The sequence below is a fragment of the Yoonia sp. genome, assembly GCF_046498525.1.
Taxonomy (GTDB): Bacteria; Pseudomonadota; Alphaproteobacteria; order Rhodobacterales; family Rhodobacteraceae; genus Yoonia.
In genome coordinates this window covers 1-17,388 of record NZ_JAWOAN010000263.1, presented here as the reverse complement: position 1 = coordinate 17,388, position 17,388 = coordinate 1, and the positions used below count along the sequence as shown (strand labels likewise).

Genomic DNA, 17,388 nt, shown 5'->3' with positions numbered 1-17,388 from the left:
GCGATGTGGGCGGTGATGATGGCGGCGATGATGCTGCCCACGCTGGTTCCGACGCTGACAACATATGAAAGACTGATGGTAAGCGCCGATGGAACGCGGGCTGGCTGGGTTGGCCTGCTTTTGGGCTATTTCATCGTCTGGGTCGGTTTTGCCGCCATGATCACCGCCGTGCAACTGGCCCTGCTTTTCGGTGGGGTGGTTAATATGCTCGGGATCGCGCCGGTCTGGCTGTCTGCGGTTCTGCTGATCATTGTGGGGGCGTTTCAGTTCACCCGCGTCAAAGAGGTGTGCCACGGCGTATGCCATGCGCCCATGACCTATTTCCTCGGCCACTGGAAAACCGGTTTCTTTGGCGGTTTGCGCATGGGGCTGGGTCTTGGGGCATTTTGTGTGGCGTGTTGCTGGGGCTTCATGGCTCTTGGTTTTGTCGGCGGCGTGATGAGCCTTGCCTGGATGGGGCTTGCGACATTGCTCATGGTCTTCGAAAAACTGCCCGACATCGGGCATCGCGTGATCAAACCGACCGGTGTGGCGTTGATTGCCGCCGGTCTGGGTTTGGCTGTCTTATAAGGAAAGGTAAGAGATATGGCTCAGAAGGAACGCGCACCCGCGGATCGGTTGCCGATCTCGCAACGGATCGACCAGCGCAAGGACAGCAACCCCCTGCGCCGCAAGATGAAGCCGACCGAATGGGCGATCAAGGGCGAACTTTTCCTCAACTGCTCTTGCACCGTCTTTTGTCCCTGCGTTGTCAGCCTTGGGGCGCATCCCCCAACCGAAGGCCATTGTCACGCGTGGATGGCGATTGCCATTGATGAAGGACATTTCGAGGGCGAGGACCTCTCAGGGCTGAACGTGGGCCTTTTGGTCGATATTCCTGGCCGTATGGCCGAAGGCAACTGGCGTGTTGCCGCCTATGTGGACGAACGTTCAACGCAAAAGGCATATGACGGGATATTACAGATTTTCAGCGGGGCCGCAGGGGGAACAACAGGTCTGTTCACGATGCTGGTGTCCGAGATCATCGGGGCCGAGCGTGAAAAGGTCGAAATCGTCCGCGATGGCACCAAACGCGGGATTTACATCGGCCGCAAGATACAGGGCGAGATCGAGATGCTGGCGGGCAAGGACGCGGAGCATCCGGTGATGATCAGTAACTCCAAATACTGGATGGGCCCCGATATCATCGCGGCGACTGGCACGAAGTCAAAGGTCGGCGATTATGGACGCGTCTGGGATTTTGGCGGCAAATCAGCCGAGATTTGCCCCATCGACTGGCAGGGTCCCAAACCGTGATGGCGCCGGGACACGGTGGCAAAACGGCGCATGTTGATGCTTGTCAAACGGTCGGCGCGGTCGACCTTGTTTTTGTGCCGGAGTGATCGCGCATGGCTGTTATCGCCCCTTCCTGCTGGCCGCAGAACTGATGGCCCGTGTCTTTGGCGATGCGGTGCGCGCCGTCCGGTTTTTCCGCTTCGGCTGGTTCGATTTTCAGGGTGTCAGGATAGCTGTGGCGCGGTCGGGCTATTCCAAACAGGGCGGATACGAGATTTACGTTGATGGCACCAAGAACGGGATGGCGCTCTGGAATGCGCTGTTGCGGGTGGCCAAAGAAGGGCCGACGCAGCAAATCCGCGCGATTGCGATCGATGGGAATCTTCCGGTCTGTGATCAGGTCTGGCCGCTGATGGTCAAAGGCAAGCGGATTGGCCAAGTGACCTCTGCGGCCAAATCTCCGGACTATAAAACCAATGTCGCAATCGGTATGGTACGCATGACCCACTGGGATGAAGGCACCGCGCTTGAGGTGCACACACACGCTGGGCCGCGCGCCGCCACGGTGCGCGAAAACTTTTGGATCTAGGTCCAAACGCGCCGCTGGCACTTTTGGCGGCGGTTCGTGTGGATTTGTAAGGAATGGGCCTTTTCGCCCCCAATGAGAGGAATGACGATGTTCAAGGCTTTGATGGTTGAGAAAGACGCAGAAGGCAAAACAAGCGCAGCCGTGCAGCAGCTGTCGCTGGATCAACTGCCCGAGGGGGACGTGACCGTCGCGGTCGAGTATTCAACCGTCAATTACAAGGACGGGCTGTGCATCGGGCCCGGTGGCGGTCTGGTGCGGAATTACCCGCATGTGCCTGGTATCGATATGGCAGGCACCGTCGAGGCATCCGATACAGAATGCTACAAAGTCGGCGACAAGGTTGTCCTGACCGGTTGGCGTTTCGGCGAAGCCTATTGGGGCGGCTACACCCAAAAAGCGCGCGTCAAGGCGGAATGGCTGGTCCCGTTGCCAGAGGGCCTGACGACACGGCAGGCGATGGCTGTCGGCACGGCTGGTTTCACGGCGATGTTGGCGGTGATGGCGCTGGAGGATCACGGCATCAAGGACGGGCCGGTGCTTGTGACAGGTGCCGCCGGTGGTGTTGGTTCGGTCGCAACGGCGATTCTTGCCAATCTGGGGTATGAGGTCGCTGCGGTGACAGGCCGCCCCGAAACGGCGGATTATCTCAAATCGCTGGGTGCCACGCAGATCGTGGCCCGCGAAGAGATCAATGAAATCACCCGCCGCCCGCTGGAAGCGGAAACATGGGGCGGTTGCGTGGATGCTGTGGGTGGCGAGATGCTGGCGCGTATCCTGGGGCAGATGAAGTATGGCGCGTCCGTCGCGGCAGTAGGACTGGCCGGTGGGGCCGGGATGCCCGCATCGGTCATCCCGTTCCTTTTGCGCGGTGTGAACCTTTTGGGGATCGACAGTGTCATGCAGCCTTATGACAACCGCGTGCGGGCGTGGGCGCGGATTGCCAAGGACCTGCCGATGGACAAGCTGGAGGCAATGATCCAGCCCGCGACGTTGGAGGATTTGCCGGAACTTGGTCGCGATATCTTGAAAGGTCGGGTCAAAGGCCGTGTCGTTGTGGACGTAAACGCCTGATTCCACCGGTGTCGCAAACAGAGAATATGGGCCGTCGGATTGTGAAAATCCGGCGGTTTTTCTTATGTAAATAAGGGTTTCATCTAAGGTGTTCCTTTCTGGTGGATGTCGCAAACGGAAAAGAAATTTGCGCCAAACGGTTGTTCTGTTGGTTTTCGACCTGTTAAGCTGAATTGAATTTTTGGGTGTCTGCCTGATTATTATCAATAACGAATGCGGTATGCGGGGCAGAATGACGTGTGCCGGAAAACCGCTGTGACAGGAGGGAAGAATGTTCTCAAAGATAATGGTGCCGATCGATCTGGCGCATGCCGATCGCATGACCGGTGCGATAAGCATGGCGGCAGACCTTGCAAAACTATACGATGCGCAGGTCTGTTACGTAAGCGCGACAACGCCGACGCCATCGTCGGTGGCGCATACGCCGAAGGAATATAAAGCAAAGCTCGACGCATTTGCCCAGAAAGAAGCAGCAGAGCATGGTCAGACCGCCACATCGCATATGGTGATTTCACATGATCCGACGGCGAGTCTCGATGATGATCTGGTCAAGGCTGTGGACGAGGTGGGTGCCGATCTGGTGGTCATGGCAACACATGTTCCCAATATCGGTGATCTGATCTGGGCCTCGAACGGCAGCCGGTTGGCAAGTCATACCAAAGCGTCGGTCTGTCTTGTGCGCACTGGTGGCTAAAAATAAAACTGAAATAAAAGGAGGCCAGAACTATGGCCGATGAAAATACGAATACGGGGATACCGTTACCGGAGGGGGCCTCGGACATCATCGAAACCGATTACGAGATCGGTCAGGATAATATCGAAGCGCAGTTCGGGCCTTTTGGCCTCGACATTCACAACCCGGTTTTCCTGATCTCGGGACTATCGGTCGTGGCCTTTGTGGTCTACGCGCTGTTGGCGCCGGATCAGGCGGCAAGTTTCTTTGGCTGGCTGCGACCGACGCTGACCTCGACCTTTGACGGGTTCTTCCTGATGGCGGCGAATGTTTTTGTCATCTTCTGCCTGCTGCTCATCGTGTCGCCCTACGGTGCGGTCCGTTTGGGCGGGGCCGACGCCACGCCCGATTATGGATATGCCGGCTGGTTCGCGATGCTCTTTGCCGCTGGTATGGGCATCGGGCTGATGTTCTTCGGCGTTCTTGAACCGGCCTATTATTTCGGGACCCCGTGGGGTGACGAACCCTTGGGAGCGGTACGCCCGTTCACCGAGGACGGCACTCTGATCGCGGCCAATGTGGCAGAGGCGAAACGCATGGCGCTTGCCGCGACCTCTTACCACTGGGCGCTGCACCCTTGGGCGATTTACGCGATTGTCGCGCTTGCGCTTGCGCTTTTCAGCTATAACAAGGGTCTGCCGCTTTCGATCCGCTCGGCATTCTACCCGATCTTGGGCGAACGTGTCTGGGGCTGGTGGGGGCACCTGATCGACATCGTCGCGGTGTTTGCGACGCTCTTTGGCCTTGCGACTTCGCTTGGTCTGGGTGCGCAACAGGCCAACGCCGGGCTTGAGTATGTCTATGGCATTCCAAGCAGCGTCACGGTTCAGGTCATCCTGATTATCGGTATCACCGCCATCGCGCTGGTCTCGGTCCTCCGGGGCCTTGATGGCGGGGTAAAGGTTCTGTCCGAAATCAACATGGGGCTTGCGATACTGCTTCTTCTCTTCGTGGTGTTCACTGCGGGTGCCGTCGGTATTATGACGGATTTCGGCACAACGCTCGTGGCTTACGCGAAAGAGGTCGTGCCGCTGTCCAACCCCTTTGGTCGCGAAGATGACGGCTACCGCGAAGGCTGGACTGCGTTTTACTGGGCATGGTGGATCAGCTGGTCACCTTTTGTCGGCATGTTCATCGCGCGTGTTTCGCGTGGCCGTACCGTGCGGGAGTTCTTGGTCTGCGTGCTGATCATCCCATCGGTCGTCTGCATTTTCTGGATGTCCGTATTCGGCGGTACCGCGATCAACGACATGATTGCGAATGCTGATGTAAGTGCTGTGAAGGCCAACGTAATTGATGCCTACAGGCCGGAATTGTCGCTGTTTGCGATGCTGGAAGGGCTGCCACTGGCCTCGATCACTTCGACCGTCGGAATTGTGCTGGTCATCGTGTTCTTCGTGACATCGTCCGACTCCGGCAGCCTCGTGATCGATACGATCACAGCCGGCGGCAAGGTCGATGCGCCGGTGCCACAGCGTGTATTCTGGTGTACCTTCGAAGGTCTGGTAGCCATCGCGCTATTGATCGGAGGGGGCCTCGGGTCGCTTCAGGCGATGGTGATCTCGACCGGCTTGCCGTTTACCATCGTCCTGCTTTTGATGTGCTGGGCGATCTTCCGTGGACTGCAAAGCGAAATGAAGGCCTGACAGGGCTAAATACCAAAATGATTGGCTCCGGTGCTTGCGCATCGGGGCCTTTTTCGTATCCATGTCACCATGACATTAGATATCGCATGGGTGCGCGCCCAATTCCCCGCCTTTGACCAGCCTTCCTTGCAGGGGCAGGCTTTTTTCGAAAACGCTGGTGGGTCTTATGCCTGCAGTCAGGTGATTGACCGCCTGCACCGTTTCTATACCGAGCGAAAGGTCCAGCCTTTTGCGCCTTATGAGGCCTCTCGGTTGGGGGGTGCGGAAATGGACGAGGCGCGCGTGCGTCTGGCAGAGATGCTGGGAGTGAAGACGCATGAACTTTCATTCGGTCCGTCCACGACGCAGAATACCTATGTGCTGGCGCAAGCGGTACGCCAATGGATCAAACCCGGGCAAAGCATCGTGGTCACCAATCAGGACCACGAGGCCAACAGCGGACCCTGGCGACGACTGGCAGAGGAGGGGGTGCCGATCCTCGAGTGGCAGATTGATCCCGAGACCGGAGAATTGCGTCCCGACGACCTTGCCACACTTCTTGAGCAGGACGTGGCGCTGGTCTGCTTTCCGCAGTGTTCGAACGTCATCGGTGCGATCAACGATGTGGCAGGCATTTGTAAACTGGCAAAGGCGGCAGGCGCACGCACGTGCGTCGATGGCGTTTCTTACGCGCCGCACGGTTTTCCTGATGTGAACGCGCTTGGCTGCGATGTGTATCTGTTCAGCGCCTACAAGACCTATGGCCCGCATCAGGGGATCATGGTCATCCGCGAAGAATGGGGCATGGCGTTGCCCAATCAGGGTCACCACTTCAACGGTGACAGGCTTTACAAGCGGTTTACCCCAGCAGGTCCAGACCATGCGCAGGTCGCGGCCAGTGCGGGCATGGCGGATTATTTTGACGCGCTGTCGTTGCATCACGGTGGCGGCACAGGGGCAGAAGCGGCGCGCAAGTCCCACGACCTGATGCGCGAACACGAAGTCGCGCTTTTGCAGCCGTTACTGGATTATGTGCAGGCCAAGAACTCGGTCCGGCTTGTCGGTCCTGCGGATGCGCAACGCCGTGCACCCACGGTCGCCTTGGCACTGGACAGTGATCCCGGGGAAGCAGCGGCAAAGCTGGCCCTACACGGGATCATGGCCGGTGGTGGTGATTTCTATGCGCAGCGCCCTCTGTCGGCGGTTGGTGTGGACCCTGCCAAGGGCGTGTTGCGCGTCAGTTTTGTCCACTACACGACTGCAGCGGAGGTTGACGCGCTGATGGTGGCACTAGATCAGGTCTTGTAGGCAGGCTAATCAGCCCTGCGCGGAGGTCTGATGCGAAAATCCCCGATTTTGATGTGGTTCCGGCGTGATCTGCGCCTTGGTGATCACGAGGCGCTGACGGCGGCATGCGCTGCAGGCCGTCCCGTCATTCCGGTCTTTATCCATGATGAACTGACCGAAAGCATGGGCGCTGCCCCCAAAATGCGTTTGGGGATGTCTGTCGAAGACTTGCGCAAGTCGCTGGAAACGAAAGGCAGTCGCCTGATCCTGCGACGCGGGGATGCACTGGTTGTGCTGCGTGATCTGATCAAGGAGACAGGGGCAGGGGCGGTTTATTGGTCGCGGCTTTATGATCCGCAAAACCGGGCGCGTGATACGGCGGTGAAGGCGGCGCTCAAGGATGATGGCGTGACCGCTGACAGCTACAAGGGGCATGTCCTGTTCGAACCTTGGACAGTCGAAACCAAAACCGGCGGCTTCTATAAGGTATACACGCCGATGTGGAAGTCCGTGCGTAGCAACGAAGTGCCTGACACCTTGCCATCGCCGGGTGATATTCCTGCACCTGACACGTGGCCTGCGTCAGATGACATCGCGGACTGGCAAATGGATGCCGCGATGCGCCGCGGCGCTGATATCCTCAAAAACCATTGTACAGTCGGCGAGGCTGCTGCCCACGACCGGTTGAGCAGCTTTATTGCCGACCGTGTTTCGAACTACGTCAGGAACCGCGATTTGCCGGGTGTCGATGGTACTTCACACCTGTCAGAAAATCTGACCTACGGCGAAATCAGCCCGCGGAAATGCTGGCATGCGGGTTGGCGGGCGTTGCATGACGGCAAGAGCGATGCCGAGGTTTTTCTCAAGGAACTGGTCTGGCGCGAGTTCGCTTATCATCTTGCATTTCACACACCGCGTATTGTCAGCGACAATTGGAAACAGGACTGGGATGCTTTTCCTTGGAACACCGATGAACGGCTGGCCGAAGTCAAAGCGTGGAAGCAAGGGCGTACCGGCATCCGGTTCGTCGATGCGGCCATGCGCGAAATGTATGTCACCGGCACAATGCACAATAGGGGCCGCATGATCGTGGCTTCTTACCTGACCAAACATATGCTGTGTCACTGGAAGATCGGTTTGGACTGGTTTGCCGATTGTCTGATTGATTGGGACCCGTGCAGCAACGCCATGGGGTGGCAGTGGTCAGCCGGGTCGGGGCCGGATGCGACGCCGTATTTTCGGGTGTTTAATCCTGTGACCCAACTCGACAAGTTCGACAAGGACCGAACCTACGTCAAGAAATGGATCGCCGAGGGTACAAATACCCCCAGCGCAACCGCGTTGTCATATTTTGATATGATACCATCAAGTTGGGGTATGACAGCGCAAGATCGTTATCCTGATCCGGTTGTCCCCGTCGACGAGGGGCGCAAGCGTGCGTTGGACGCATATCAGAGCCGTGGTTTCTGATTTCCGTAAGGTCAATGAAACTATTTTGGCATGTTTTCCGTGACTTCGCCGTCTCAAAGGTTAATTTGCTCTTCCAACTGGTGGCGACAAGCGGCCATATGCGATGACAATACGACAGGAATATCAATGATCTTGACCATTACTGACGGCCAAACCGGGCTGCCGCGTTATTTCTCCCGGGTGTTTGATCAGGTCAAAGACCTGCAAAAGGGCCGGGTTGATATCGTTTTGCCGGATGGCCGGCATTTCCGCGCCGAAGGGCCCCAGCCGGGCTATGTGGCCGAAGTACACGTCCATAATGCCGATCTATTTGCGCGGACCGTTCGCGAAGGCGATATGGGCTTTTCGGAAGCCTATCTTGATGGCTGGTGGACCACACCAGACTTGATGGCCGTGATGGATTTCATGCATGATGAGGCGGATCACATCTACGATGGCTTCCCAGCACAAAAACTCATCCGGTTGTATGAAAGGCTCCGGTTCTGGATGCAGCGGAACTCCAAGACACAGGCACGCAAGAACATCAGCTACCACTACGATTTGGGAAATGATTTCTACAGTCTCTGGCTTGACGACACGATGACCTATTCATCGGCCATTTTTGAGACCGGACAGGAAAGCACCGAAGCGGCACAAACCGCCAAATACGCCAGCATGGTCGACCAGATGGGTGCCAAGGCAGGCGATCATGTGCTTGAGATCGGCTGTGGATGGGGCGGTTTCGCGGAATATGCCGCCAAGGAACGCGGGATCAGGGTGACCGGGCTGACGATCAGTCAGGAACAGCACGACTATGCGGTAGCGCGCATGGCCAAGGCTGGCCTGTCAGATATGGTCCAGATCAAGATGCAGGATTACCGCGATGAAAAGGGCGTCTACGACGGCATTGCCAGCATCGAGATGTTCGAGGCGGTCGGCGAACAATATTGGCCCACGTACTTTGAAACAGTCCGCGAACGCCTCAAACCGGGCAAGAACGCAACACTTCAAATCATCACCGTGAAAGACGAACGATGGGAATCCTACCGCAAGGGCGTGGACTTTATCCAAAAGTACGTCTTCCCCGGTGGTATGCTGCCCAGCCCGACAGTTTTGCGGCAAGAGGTTGAAAAGGCAGGATTAAATGTTCACGGCTCGATCGAGTTTGGCAAAAGCTATGGGCTGACGCTGCGCCGCTGGCACGACACCTTCAACGAAAAGTGGGATCAGGTTGCAGCCTTGGGCTTTGATGACAGATTCAAGCGGATGTGGGATTTTTATCTGACCTCTTGTGCCGCGACTTTTGATAGCCGAAACTGCGATGTAACGCAGATTACCGTGACACGGCCGGGTTAACGCAGGGCCGTGCGCGTCAACATAAGGACGCAGTGACATGCCCACAGCCGGACGTCTTGCTGGTGCAGTTATTTTTGGTTTGTTCGGTTGGTACCTGGCCGGGCTTACGATTCCGTTTTTCCCGGAGTCGAACGCACCGACTTACTGGCTCCCTGTGGTCAGCTTTATTTCTCTGGTTGTCGGTTGGCGTGTCTGTGGCAGCCGGGCAGGGCGCGGATATAATCCTGCAATCGGTATTGGTCTGACCTCTGCGGCTGCAATAGCTTTTTGTTCCATCTTTGCTGTGGCCTTCAACAAGATGATCAGCAATGCGTTGGCCAATCGCTATCAGGACGGGACAATGGAAGCTGTGATTGACGTCTTTGAACAGATGGTCACATTCGGCAGGATGTTTGCCGAACCACCCTTGATTGCGACGCTGCTGATCGGTGGTGTGGTCTGTGCGTGGGGCACGGAATTCTTCGGTCGGCGTTTCCCTTAGAAATGGATATCTTCGTTTACGGGACCTTGCAGTCGCCGCAGTTGATGTCAGCAGTTTCCGGCTGCAAAAGCTGCACAGGCATTCCGGCACAGTTGCACGGCTTTGGGGTGTTTCCGGTGCTGGACGACGTGGTGCCTTTCATTGCGCCGCAAGACGGGGCCGTTTCTGAAGGGGTTGTTTATGAAGGATTGCAGGCCGCCGAGATGGACCGGCTTGATCTTTACGAAGGGGCCTTTGGGTATCGGCTTGCCGATGTCGCGGTCCAGACAGCCGCAGGAACGCGCCCTGCAAAATGTTATTTGCCGCCACACGACCAGCCCACTGGGATTGGTACATGGTCGCTGGATGCATGGAAGGCCGATCATCTTGCGCCGGCCATTCTTGCGGCCCAAGAGCTTTTTTCACATGATCCCCTGCCGTCTTCGACGACTTTGCGTGCCATGTGGCCGATGATCGAGGTGCGGGCATGGTCGAAACATCGCGCGAAAGCTGCGCCTGCGACCCGGCGTTACGCTGCAGGCCCGGACGACTTTCGGATACTTGAAGCCCGTCCGCCGCAAGGGCGATTTTACCGGTTCCAAAGCGTGGACGTGGCACATCGGCGGTTTGATGGCACGCAGTCAGGCAGGCTTGTGCGTGAAGGGTTTTGCGGGACAGATGCTGCAATCGTACTGCCATATGATCCCGCGCGTGATCGTGTGCTACTGGTCGAACAGGCGCGACTTGGGCCGCGCCTGCGCTACGATCCGAACCCGTGGATGCTCGAACCTGTTGCAGGGATCGTGGACCCTCGCGAAACCCCCGAGGCCGCGGCTTTGCGGGAATGCCGTGAAGAGGCCGACGTGCACATCGAACATCTGGAACCTGCTGGATCATTCTATGTCTCGCCGGGGTCGAGCACGGACTATTTCTACAGCTTTGTGGGCCTGTGCGATCTGCCGCAAACGGATACCTATCTGGGTGGTCTGGCCGATGATTCAGAGGACCTGCGCCTGCACCCGATGTCGTTTGACGATGCCATGTCACTTGCCGACAGCGGTGAAATCGCCACAGGTCCGGCGCTTTACCTTCTCTACTGGCTCTTGCGTCACAAAGACCGCCTACGCAGCTTGGTCTGAGTTGTCCGCTTGATGTTGGACCGTTGCGGTCCTACACACAAGGCAAATGAATGAAAGGGCTGCGACATGACCATTAAGACCGATTTTGCCGATGCCGTTGGTAACACGCCCCTGATCAAATTGCGGGCCGCATCCGAGGCTACGGGCTGTACCATTCTGGGCAAGGCCGAATTTCTGAACCCCGGTCAGTCGGTCAAGGACCGTGCCGCCCTTTTCATGATCAAGGATGCGATTGCGCGCGGTGATCTCAAACCCGGCGGCACGATTGTCGAAGGTACGGCCGGCAACACCGGCATCGGTCTGGCGCTGGTCGGGGCGTCGATGGGCTTTAAAACTGTGATCGTGATCCCTGAGACCCAAAGTCAGGAAAAGAAAGACATGATCCGCGTCGCAGGCGCGCAATTGGTCGAGGTGCCGGCTGTGCCCTACGCCAATCCCAACAATTACGTGAAATACTCAGGTCGTTTGGCCGCTGCCCTGAATGAAATCGAACCTAACGGTGCGATTTGGGCCAACCAGTTCGACAATACCGCCAATCGTCAGGCGCATATCGAAACGACCGGACCGGAGATCTGGGAACAGACCGACGGTAAGGTGGATGGCTTCACCTGCGCTTGTGGTTCAGGGGGAACGCTTGCCGGCGTCGGCGAGGTCTTGCAGCCGAAAGGCGTGAAAGTCGGCCTGTCCGATCCGGACGGGTCGGGCCTCTACAAGCTTTATACGGGTGAAACACCACCGTCCGGCAATTCCATCACAGAAGGGATCGGGCAGGGGCGCATTACTGCCAACCTTGAAGGGTTTACGCCTGATTTTGCCTATAAAATTCCCGATAAAGAGGCCTTGCCGATTGTCTTTGATCTGCTCCAGCATGAAGGATGGTGCATGGGGGGGTCCACGGGGATCAACATTGCCGGTGCCATCCGATTGGCCCGGGACATGGGGCCGGGGCATACGATTGTGACGATCCTGTGTGACTATGGCACGCGGTATCAGTCCAAGATATTCAATCCGGCGTTCTTGCGCGAAAAAGGTCTGCCGACACCCGATTGGATGGACGCCGAGGTGAATGTTCCGACGGTCTTCGAGGACGCATGATCCGCGTTCTCACAGCATTCCTGCTGCTGGGTCTGCTGACGCTTGCCTCTCCTCCTGCGGCATTGGCCCAGGATGAGGTCGCGCCGCCGACGGCTTTGACCGCGATGGAAGAGTTCGAGCGTATCGCGCGGCGGGCAGAGGAACTGGCAGGTCGAAAAGACGTATCACTGTTTGCAATCAGCCGTTTGCGGGCCGAACTTGTTACATTTCGTGACGAATTCCTGCAACTGACGAATGTCAATGCGGGTCGTCTGGCCACTGTCGACGCACAGATCGCAGCCTTGGGCCCAGTCCCCGAAAACGGTGAAGAAGCCGCAAGTGTCGCGACACGACGTGCTGAACTGATCGCGCAACGCCAGGCATTGATGGCCCCGCGTTTGCTGGCTCAAGAGGCGCATGCCCGCGCAAGCGGTCTGATCAGTGAATTCGATATCCAGTCGTTGCAGCAACAGACCAGCGAACTTACGGATCGTGGGCCTTCGCCATTTAGCCCGTCCCACATCGCAGGTGCGGTGCAGGCGGTGTGGCAATTGATGGAAGTGATCGGCGTTGAAATCAGTGCGGGAATTTCCACCAAATCGCAATCAGGCCAGTTGGCCGATGCGTTGCCGCGTGCACTGGTGTTGTTTGTGTTCGGTATCGCACTTCTGGGTGCGGGGCGGCGTCTGGTGACACGTTGGCGGACCCATTATGCAGAAAGTGCGGTCCGTTGGAAGCCGCTCATTCTGTTCTTCTTTTCGATTGTTCAACTGATCGTGCCTCTGATCGGGCTGTTTGTCCTGACAGAGGCGTTGCAGTCGCTTGATATCTTCGGATTGCGGAGTGCTGATGTCGTTGCGGCGATCCCGATGGCGGGTGCGTTCGTGATCATCGGTTGGTGGCTGTCGCGCCTTGTTTTTCCAATCGGGGAAAAAGGCGGGTACCTTGGTTATCCAGAGCCGACACGTGCTGCAGGGCGTTTCCTGAGCAGCAGCATCACTTGGGTGATGGCCGTGGGCGCCCTGTTCGGGGCGGGCTTGCGGACGATGGAAATGTCTGACGGGGCACTGGCCGCATTCGAGTGGCCGTTCCTTTTAGTGCTTGGTTTACTATTCTGGCGTCTGGGGCGCGTGATCGCGACCAAGCCTGCCGGATCGCAGCATGGTGAAGTTTCGACCGGACGCCTGCGTGGATACATCGGCCGTGTAGCGACAGTTGTCGCCATCGTTTCGCCCTCGATTGCAGTATTTGGGTATACGGCGGCGGCCATGGCCCTTTTGGGGCCGTCGATCTTGTCAGTCGCATTGATTGGCGTGCTGTTCTTGCTGCAACAGATCGTGCATGACGTCACGGGACCGCCCGAAAAGGAAGATGATTTTCGAGGTGCATTTGCCCTGATCCCGGTATTTGTGGGCTTTGTCCTTTTTCTGGTCAGTCTGCCGGTCTTTGCCTTGATCTGGGGCGCACGTGTGTCCGACCTTATCGAACTTTGGACCCGTTTCAGTGAAGGCGTCGCCTTGGGTGAAACACGGGTTTCGCCCACGGATATCCTGATGTTCGTGGTCGTGTTTGCCGTGGGGTATCTGCTGACGCGGTTCATTCAGGGCTTGCTGCGCAAATCGGTTTTGCCACGCACCCGTCTGGATCTTGGTGGACAGAACGCGATTGTCGCAGGGTTAGGGTACGTGGGTATCATTCTTGCGGCGATTATCGCGATCACCAGCGCGGGCATTGATCTGTCCAACCTTGCCATCGTTGCCGGTGCGCTGTCGGTTGGTATCGGTTTTGGCTTGCAGAACATCGTCTCGAATTTCGTGTCAGGGATCATCCTGCTGATTGAACGTCCTGTCAGTGAAGGAGACTGGATCGAGGTCGGCGGTCAAATGGGCTATGTGCGCGCGATTTCGGTCCGCTCTACCCGGATTGAGACGTTTGACCGGACGGATGTGATTATTCCCAATGCCGATCTGGTCAGCGGGCAAGTCACGAACTGGACCCGTGGCAATCTGGTGGGTCGCGTGATCGTGCCGGTTGGCGTGGCATATGGGTCTGATGTTGATAAGGTCACCGAGATTTTGCGTGGTATCGCAGAGGCGCATCCGCTTGTTATCATGACCCCGCCACCTGCGGTGTTGTTTCAGGGGTTCGGCGCGGATTCGCTGGATTTCGAAATCCGGGCGATCCTGCGTGATGTGAACTATGTGCTGGTCACAAAATCCGAGATGAACCATGCCATCGCCAGAGAATTTGCCGCCGCAGGCATTGAGATTCCATTCGCCCAGCGTGATATTTGGTTGCGTAACCCCGAAGTACTCAAGGATGTGACCCCGACATGACTGAATTGCTGTTCCGAAAAGATGCTTATGCCCGCGAAGCCCTGGCAAAAGTGACCCAGATCACCTCGGAAGGCGGAATCGTATTGGATGGTTCGGTCTTTTATCCGACCTCCGGCGGACAGCCCGGCGATAGCGGAACGCTGCGCTGGAAAGGGGGCGAGATCGAAATTGCGACTGCCGTGAAAGGCGAGGACGGCGTCATCGTGTTGGTACCGGCTGAACCGGCAGGTCTGCCTACAGTAGGCCAGGAGGTGACGCAGGTGCTCAATTGGGAGCGTCGCTACCGCCATATGCGCGTGCATACCGCCTTGCATCTGCTGTCCGTCGTGATCCCTCTGCCCGTTTCCGGCGGTTCTATCGGGGCAGAGAAAGGGCGTCTGGATTTTGATATGCCGGAATCCCCCGAGGATAAGGCCGCGCTGGAAGAAGACCTCAACCGGTTGATCGCGTGCAATATGGACGTGACCGAAGAGTGGATTACCGATGCGGAACTCGATGCCCAGGCTGATCTGGTCAAGACGATGTCGGTGCAGCCGCCGCGGGGGAGCGGCCAGATACGCCTTGTGCGCATCGGGGTGGGCGACGAAACGGCAGATTTGCAACCTTGCGGCGGCACCCATGTCGCCAATACCCAAGAGATCGGACGCGTGCGCATCGGCAAGATCGAAAAGAAAGGCCGCCAGAACCGGCGCGTCTACCTGCATCTTGAGTAGGGCAGTGTGGCGGATTGCGGTCCTTCTGACGGGGCTGACCTGCTTTGGTCTGCCTGCTGCGGCAGACGGGCGTTATGCTGGCTGCACTGCCGAAAACGCCAAGATTATCTATGACGCATTTGGCACCGCCAAGAACCTGACGCTGAAGGCTTCGGTCGCCGTCGGGGATACGACGGACTATCAGCGCTGGTTTGGCGACTATTCCCAAGCCAATGCCGAACGTGTCAGGGCCAGTCTCAAGGCTGTGATCACCGCATTGCGCGGCGGGGCCGTAACTGCGCAATGCCATCCTGCCGGTGCCGACGGATGCAATGCGGGCGAATTTGCGTGGGTCTTTGCGGATGAGCCGTATTTGATGCACCTGTGTCCTGCCTTTTTCAACCTGCCGCCGCTGACGGCACTCCGCCCTGGTGACCGGCGGTCGGACAACGGGACACGCGAAGGCACTATCGTGCACGAAATCTCGCATTTCTTGGATGTGGCCGCGACCGAGGATCATTGCTATTCCCGAACAGAATGTTCCCGCATGGCGCGCGATTATCCGCGGCGTGCGATTGATAACGCTGACAGCTATCAGTATTTCACTGAAGATGTGACCTATTATGCGCGCCAGCCCTTGGCAGACAAGCCGCCACCTGCACCCCGTCCGAACCGCTAGTCGCGTTTGGCGTCCTGACTGAAGAGATCACGCTCAGCAGGAAGATCAAGCATCTTTTCGGATTCCGGTAACCCCTCGCGGGACAAGAGCACGGCAAAGTTCCGCAGGCCCGGCACGTGGCTGCACACCACCAAGAACATCACCATGATCGGGACGGAGAGGAACATTCCGGGGATACCCCAGACAGCGCCCCAAAAGGCCAGTGACAGGATGATCCCGAAGGATGATAGGCGCAACGCGCGGCCCATCATCATCGGATCGATGATACTGCCGTTCACGAACTGGATGACACCCGCGATGGCAAAGACCGCCAGTGTGGTCGATGCATCCCCGATTTCGACATGGGCGACCAGCGTGATCAAGGCGGTTGCCACAATCGATCCGATATTCGGGATGAAGTTCAGCACGAAAGTGATGATGCCAAGGGATGTCGCCAGCCCCAGTCCGAAGGCTTGTGCCAGCACAAACACCATCGCGCCCGTGATGGCGCTGATGACTGTCTTGACCAGCAGGTAATAGTTGACGCGGTGGATGATGGACTGGATGATCTTGCCCACACGCTCTGCCTGCGCCTTGTCACCGACAAGGCTCAGGAGTTTCGTTTCAAACCAGATCCGTTCGGCAAACAAAAAGCCGACAAAAAGGATAACCAGGACGGTGGCCTGCATCACACTGCTGGCCTGACTGGCGGCCCCGCGCAGATAGCTGGAGACATCAAAGGACCGTAGCGCGTTGAACACAGCCTGCTCACTGTCCTCGCCAAGCCAGCCAAAGAGTGACGCCACAGCGGAGGGTGCGCGTTCGGCGTAAGAAAGCGTTGTGACAAGCACTGTGTTCACTTCTGCCAACAGGATCGAGGTCAGCGTCAGCAGGGTCGCTGCTATCAGGACCATGGCGGCAATGCTGGCCAATGTGTTGGGTATGCGAAACGGCCCGATCCGCTGGCGGGCGATAAAATTGATGACGTCGCTTGTCAGACTGAACAGAATGATCGCCGTGGCAAGCGAGATCAGCACAAACCGCGCTTGTACCAGCAGGAACAACACCACGGCAAAGGCAATGATCAGCAATGCCGCTGTTTGCAGGCGCATCGTCCGGCTTGGCCTTTCAGCTTTGTCCGTTTTCGGCGGATCGTACAGCATCGACAGTCGGGCCTCTTGGCGTCAAAGACCTATTTGTAGGGCGCGTTGGGGGCGGACGTAAAGGGGACTCACAAACATATGTCTAGGGTCTTGCAAAGGCCCGCCACTTGAGGCTAAACCCCGCCTCACGGACAGGTGGCCGAGTGGTCGAAGGCGCACGCCTGGAAAGTGTGTAGGCGGGAGACCGTCTCCAGGGTTCGAATCCCTGTCTGTCCGCCACCTCACTTCTTACTGATCCCTATTTTTAGTTATTGCCGCGCGCTTCGCGCACCCAGGCGACCAATCTTGCGCGGGCCTCGGGGTCCATCTGGACGGCGTTGGGCGGCGGCATCGCGTGGCTGACGCCTGCTTGCAGATAAATTTCGCTTGCGTGGCGTGCTACATCACCGGGGGTTTCGAGGTAGACGCCATTGGGTGCCCATTGCATGTTGCCCCAGACCGGTTCGCGGGCATGGCACATGGAGCAGTTGCCGATCACGGT

Annotated in this window: 15 protein-coding genes, 1 tRNA gene and 2 pseudogenes; 16 read left to right on the top strand and 2 right to left on the bottom strand. The window is 57.6% G+C overall.

The window, feature by feature from the left end; genetic code table 11:
- The 15 genes and pseudogenes from R6T97_RS15790 to R6T97_RS15720 form a co-directional block, all read left to right on the top strand.
- The coding region (locus R6T97_RS15790; protein WP_410350240.1) for a DUF2182 domain-containing protein at nt 1-570 on the top strand (570 nt) is incomplete at its 5' end.
- Nucleotides 571-585: 15 nt separating this feature from the next.
- Nucleotides 586-1,296, top strand: a complete 711-nt coding sequence (locus R6T97_RS15785) for a DUF1326 domain-containing protein (RefSeq protein WP_410350239.1) — start codon at nt 586-588, stop codon at nt 1,294-1,296.
- A 118-nt stretch (nt 1,297-1,414) separates the two neighbouring features.
- A pseudogene (locus R6T97_RS15780) lies at nt 1,415-1,864 on the top strand (glycine cleavage T C-terminal barrel domain-containing protein); the annotation flags it as partial.
- Between the two features lie 87 nt (nt 1,865-1,951).
- The gene (gene acuI, locus R6T97_RS15775) at nt 1,952-2,935 is read left to right on the top strand and encodes an acryloyl-CoA reductase (protein ID WP_410350241.1); all 984 of its coding nucleotides are present in this window, start codon (nt 1,952-1,954) and stop codon (nt 2,933-2,935) included.
- A gap of 271 nt (nt 2,936-3,206) precedes the next feature.
- Nucleotides 3,207-3,629, top strand: a complete 423-nt coding sequence (locus R6T97_RS15770; RefSeq protein ID WP_410350238.1) for a universal stress protein — start codon at nt 3,207-3,209, stop codon at nt 3,627-3,629.
- Nucleotides 3,630-3,661: 32 nt separating this feature from the next.
- Nucleotides 3,662-5,314: a BCCT family transporter gene (locus R6T97_RS15765; protein WP_410350237.1), complete on the top strand. Its 1,653-nt coding sequence runs from the start codon at nt 3,662-3,664 to the stop codon at nt 5,312-5,314.
- A gap of 69 nt (nt 5,315-5,383) precedes the next feature.
- Complete coding sequence (locus R6T97_RS15760; RefSeq protein ID WP_410350236.1) at nt 5,384-6,601, top strand: aminotransferase class V-fold PLP-dependent enzyme; 1,218 nt, start codon at nt 5,384-5,386, stop codon at nt 6,599-6,601.
- 30 nt (nt 6,602-6,631) lie between these two features.
- Complete coding sequence (locus R6T97_RS15755; protein WP_410350235.1) at nt 6,632-8,050, top strand: cryptochrome/photolyase family protein; 1,419 nt, start codon at nt 6,632-6,634, stop codon at nt 8,048-8,050.
- A 126-nt stretch (nt 8,051-8,176) separates the two neighbouring features.
- On the top strand, nt 8,177-9,385 hold the full coding sequence (locus tag R6T97_RS15750) for a class I SAM-dependent methyltransferase (protein ID WP_410350234.1): 1,209 nt from the start codon (nt 8,177-8,179) through the stop codon (nt 9,383-9,385).
- Between the two features lie 37 nt (nt 9,386-9,422).
- Nucleotides 9,423-9,866 carry a TrgA family protein gene (locus tag R6T97_RS15745; protein WP_410350233.1) on the top strand — a complete coding sequence of 148 codons (444 nt, stop codon included), beginning with the start codon at nt 9,423-9,425 and terminating at the stop codon, nt 9,864-9,866.
- 2 nt (nt 9,867-9,868) lie between these two features.
- Nucleotides 9,869-10,984, top strand: a complete 1,116-nt coding sequence (locus tag R6T97_RS15740; RefSeq protein WP_410350232.1) for an NUDIX domain-containing protein — start codon at nt 9,869-9,871, stop codon at nt 10,982-10,984.
- 66 nt (nt 10,985-11,050) lie between these two features.
- Nucleotides 11,051-12,079 carry a cysteine synthase A gene (locus tag R6T97_RS15735; RefSeq protein WP_410350231.1) on the top strand — a complete coding sequence of 343 codons (1,029 nt, stop codon included), beginning with the start codon at nt 11,051-11,053 and terminating at the stop codon, nt 12,077-12,079.
- Nucleotides 12,076-14,394 (top strand): mechanosensitive ion channel family protein, encoded by a 2,319-nt coding sequence (locus R6T97_RS15730; RefSeq protein ID WP_410350230.1) that lies wholly within the window; start codon nt 12,076-12,078, stop codon nt 14,392-14,394. Before R6T97_RS15735 ends, R6T97_RS15730 begins: the two co-directional genes overlap by 4 nt.
- Nucleotides 14,391-15,107 carry an alanyl-tRNA editing protein gene (locus tag R6T97_RS15725; RefSeq protein WP_410350229.1) on the top strand — a complete coding sequence of 239 codons (717 nt, stop codon included), beginning with the start codon at nt 14,391-14,393 and terminating at the stop codon, nt 15,105-15,107. The genes R6T97_RS15730 and R6T97_RS15725 overlap by 4 nt, the downstream gene beginning before the upstream one ends.
- 4 nt (nt 15,108-15,111) lie before the next feature.
- Entirely contained in the window at nt 15,112-15,765 is a 654-nt protein-coding gene (locus tag R6T97_RS15720; protein ID WP_410350228.1) for a M35 family metallo-endopeptidase, read from the top strand.
- On the opposite strand, the gene R6T97_RS15715 is transcribed toward R6T97_RS15720, so the two are convergent.
- Entirely contained in the window at nt 15,762-16,907 is a 1,146-nt protein-coding gene (locus R6T97_RS15715) for an AI-2E family transporter (protein WP_410350227.1), read from the bottom strand. The two genes, R6T97_RS15720 and R6T97_RS15715, sit on opposite strands and share 4 nt — an antisense overlap.
- A gap of 129 nt (nt 16,908-17,036) precedes the next feature.
- On the opposite strand from R6T97_RS15715, the gene R6T97_RS15710 reads away from it, so the two are divergent.
- Nucleotides 17,037-17,126, top strand: a tRNA-Ser gene (locus R6T97_RS15710).
- Between the two features lie 25 nt (nt 17,127-17,151).
- On the opposite strand, the pseudogene R6T97_RS15705 reads toward R6T97_RS15710, so the two are convergent.
- Nucleotides 17,152-17,388, bottom strand: a pseudogene (locus R6T97_RS15705) (cysteine desulfurase); the annotation flags it as partial.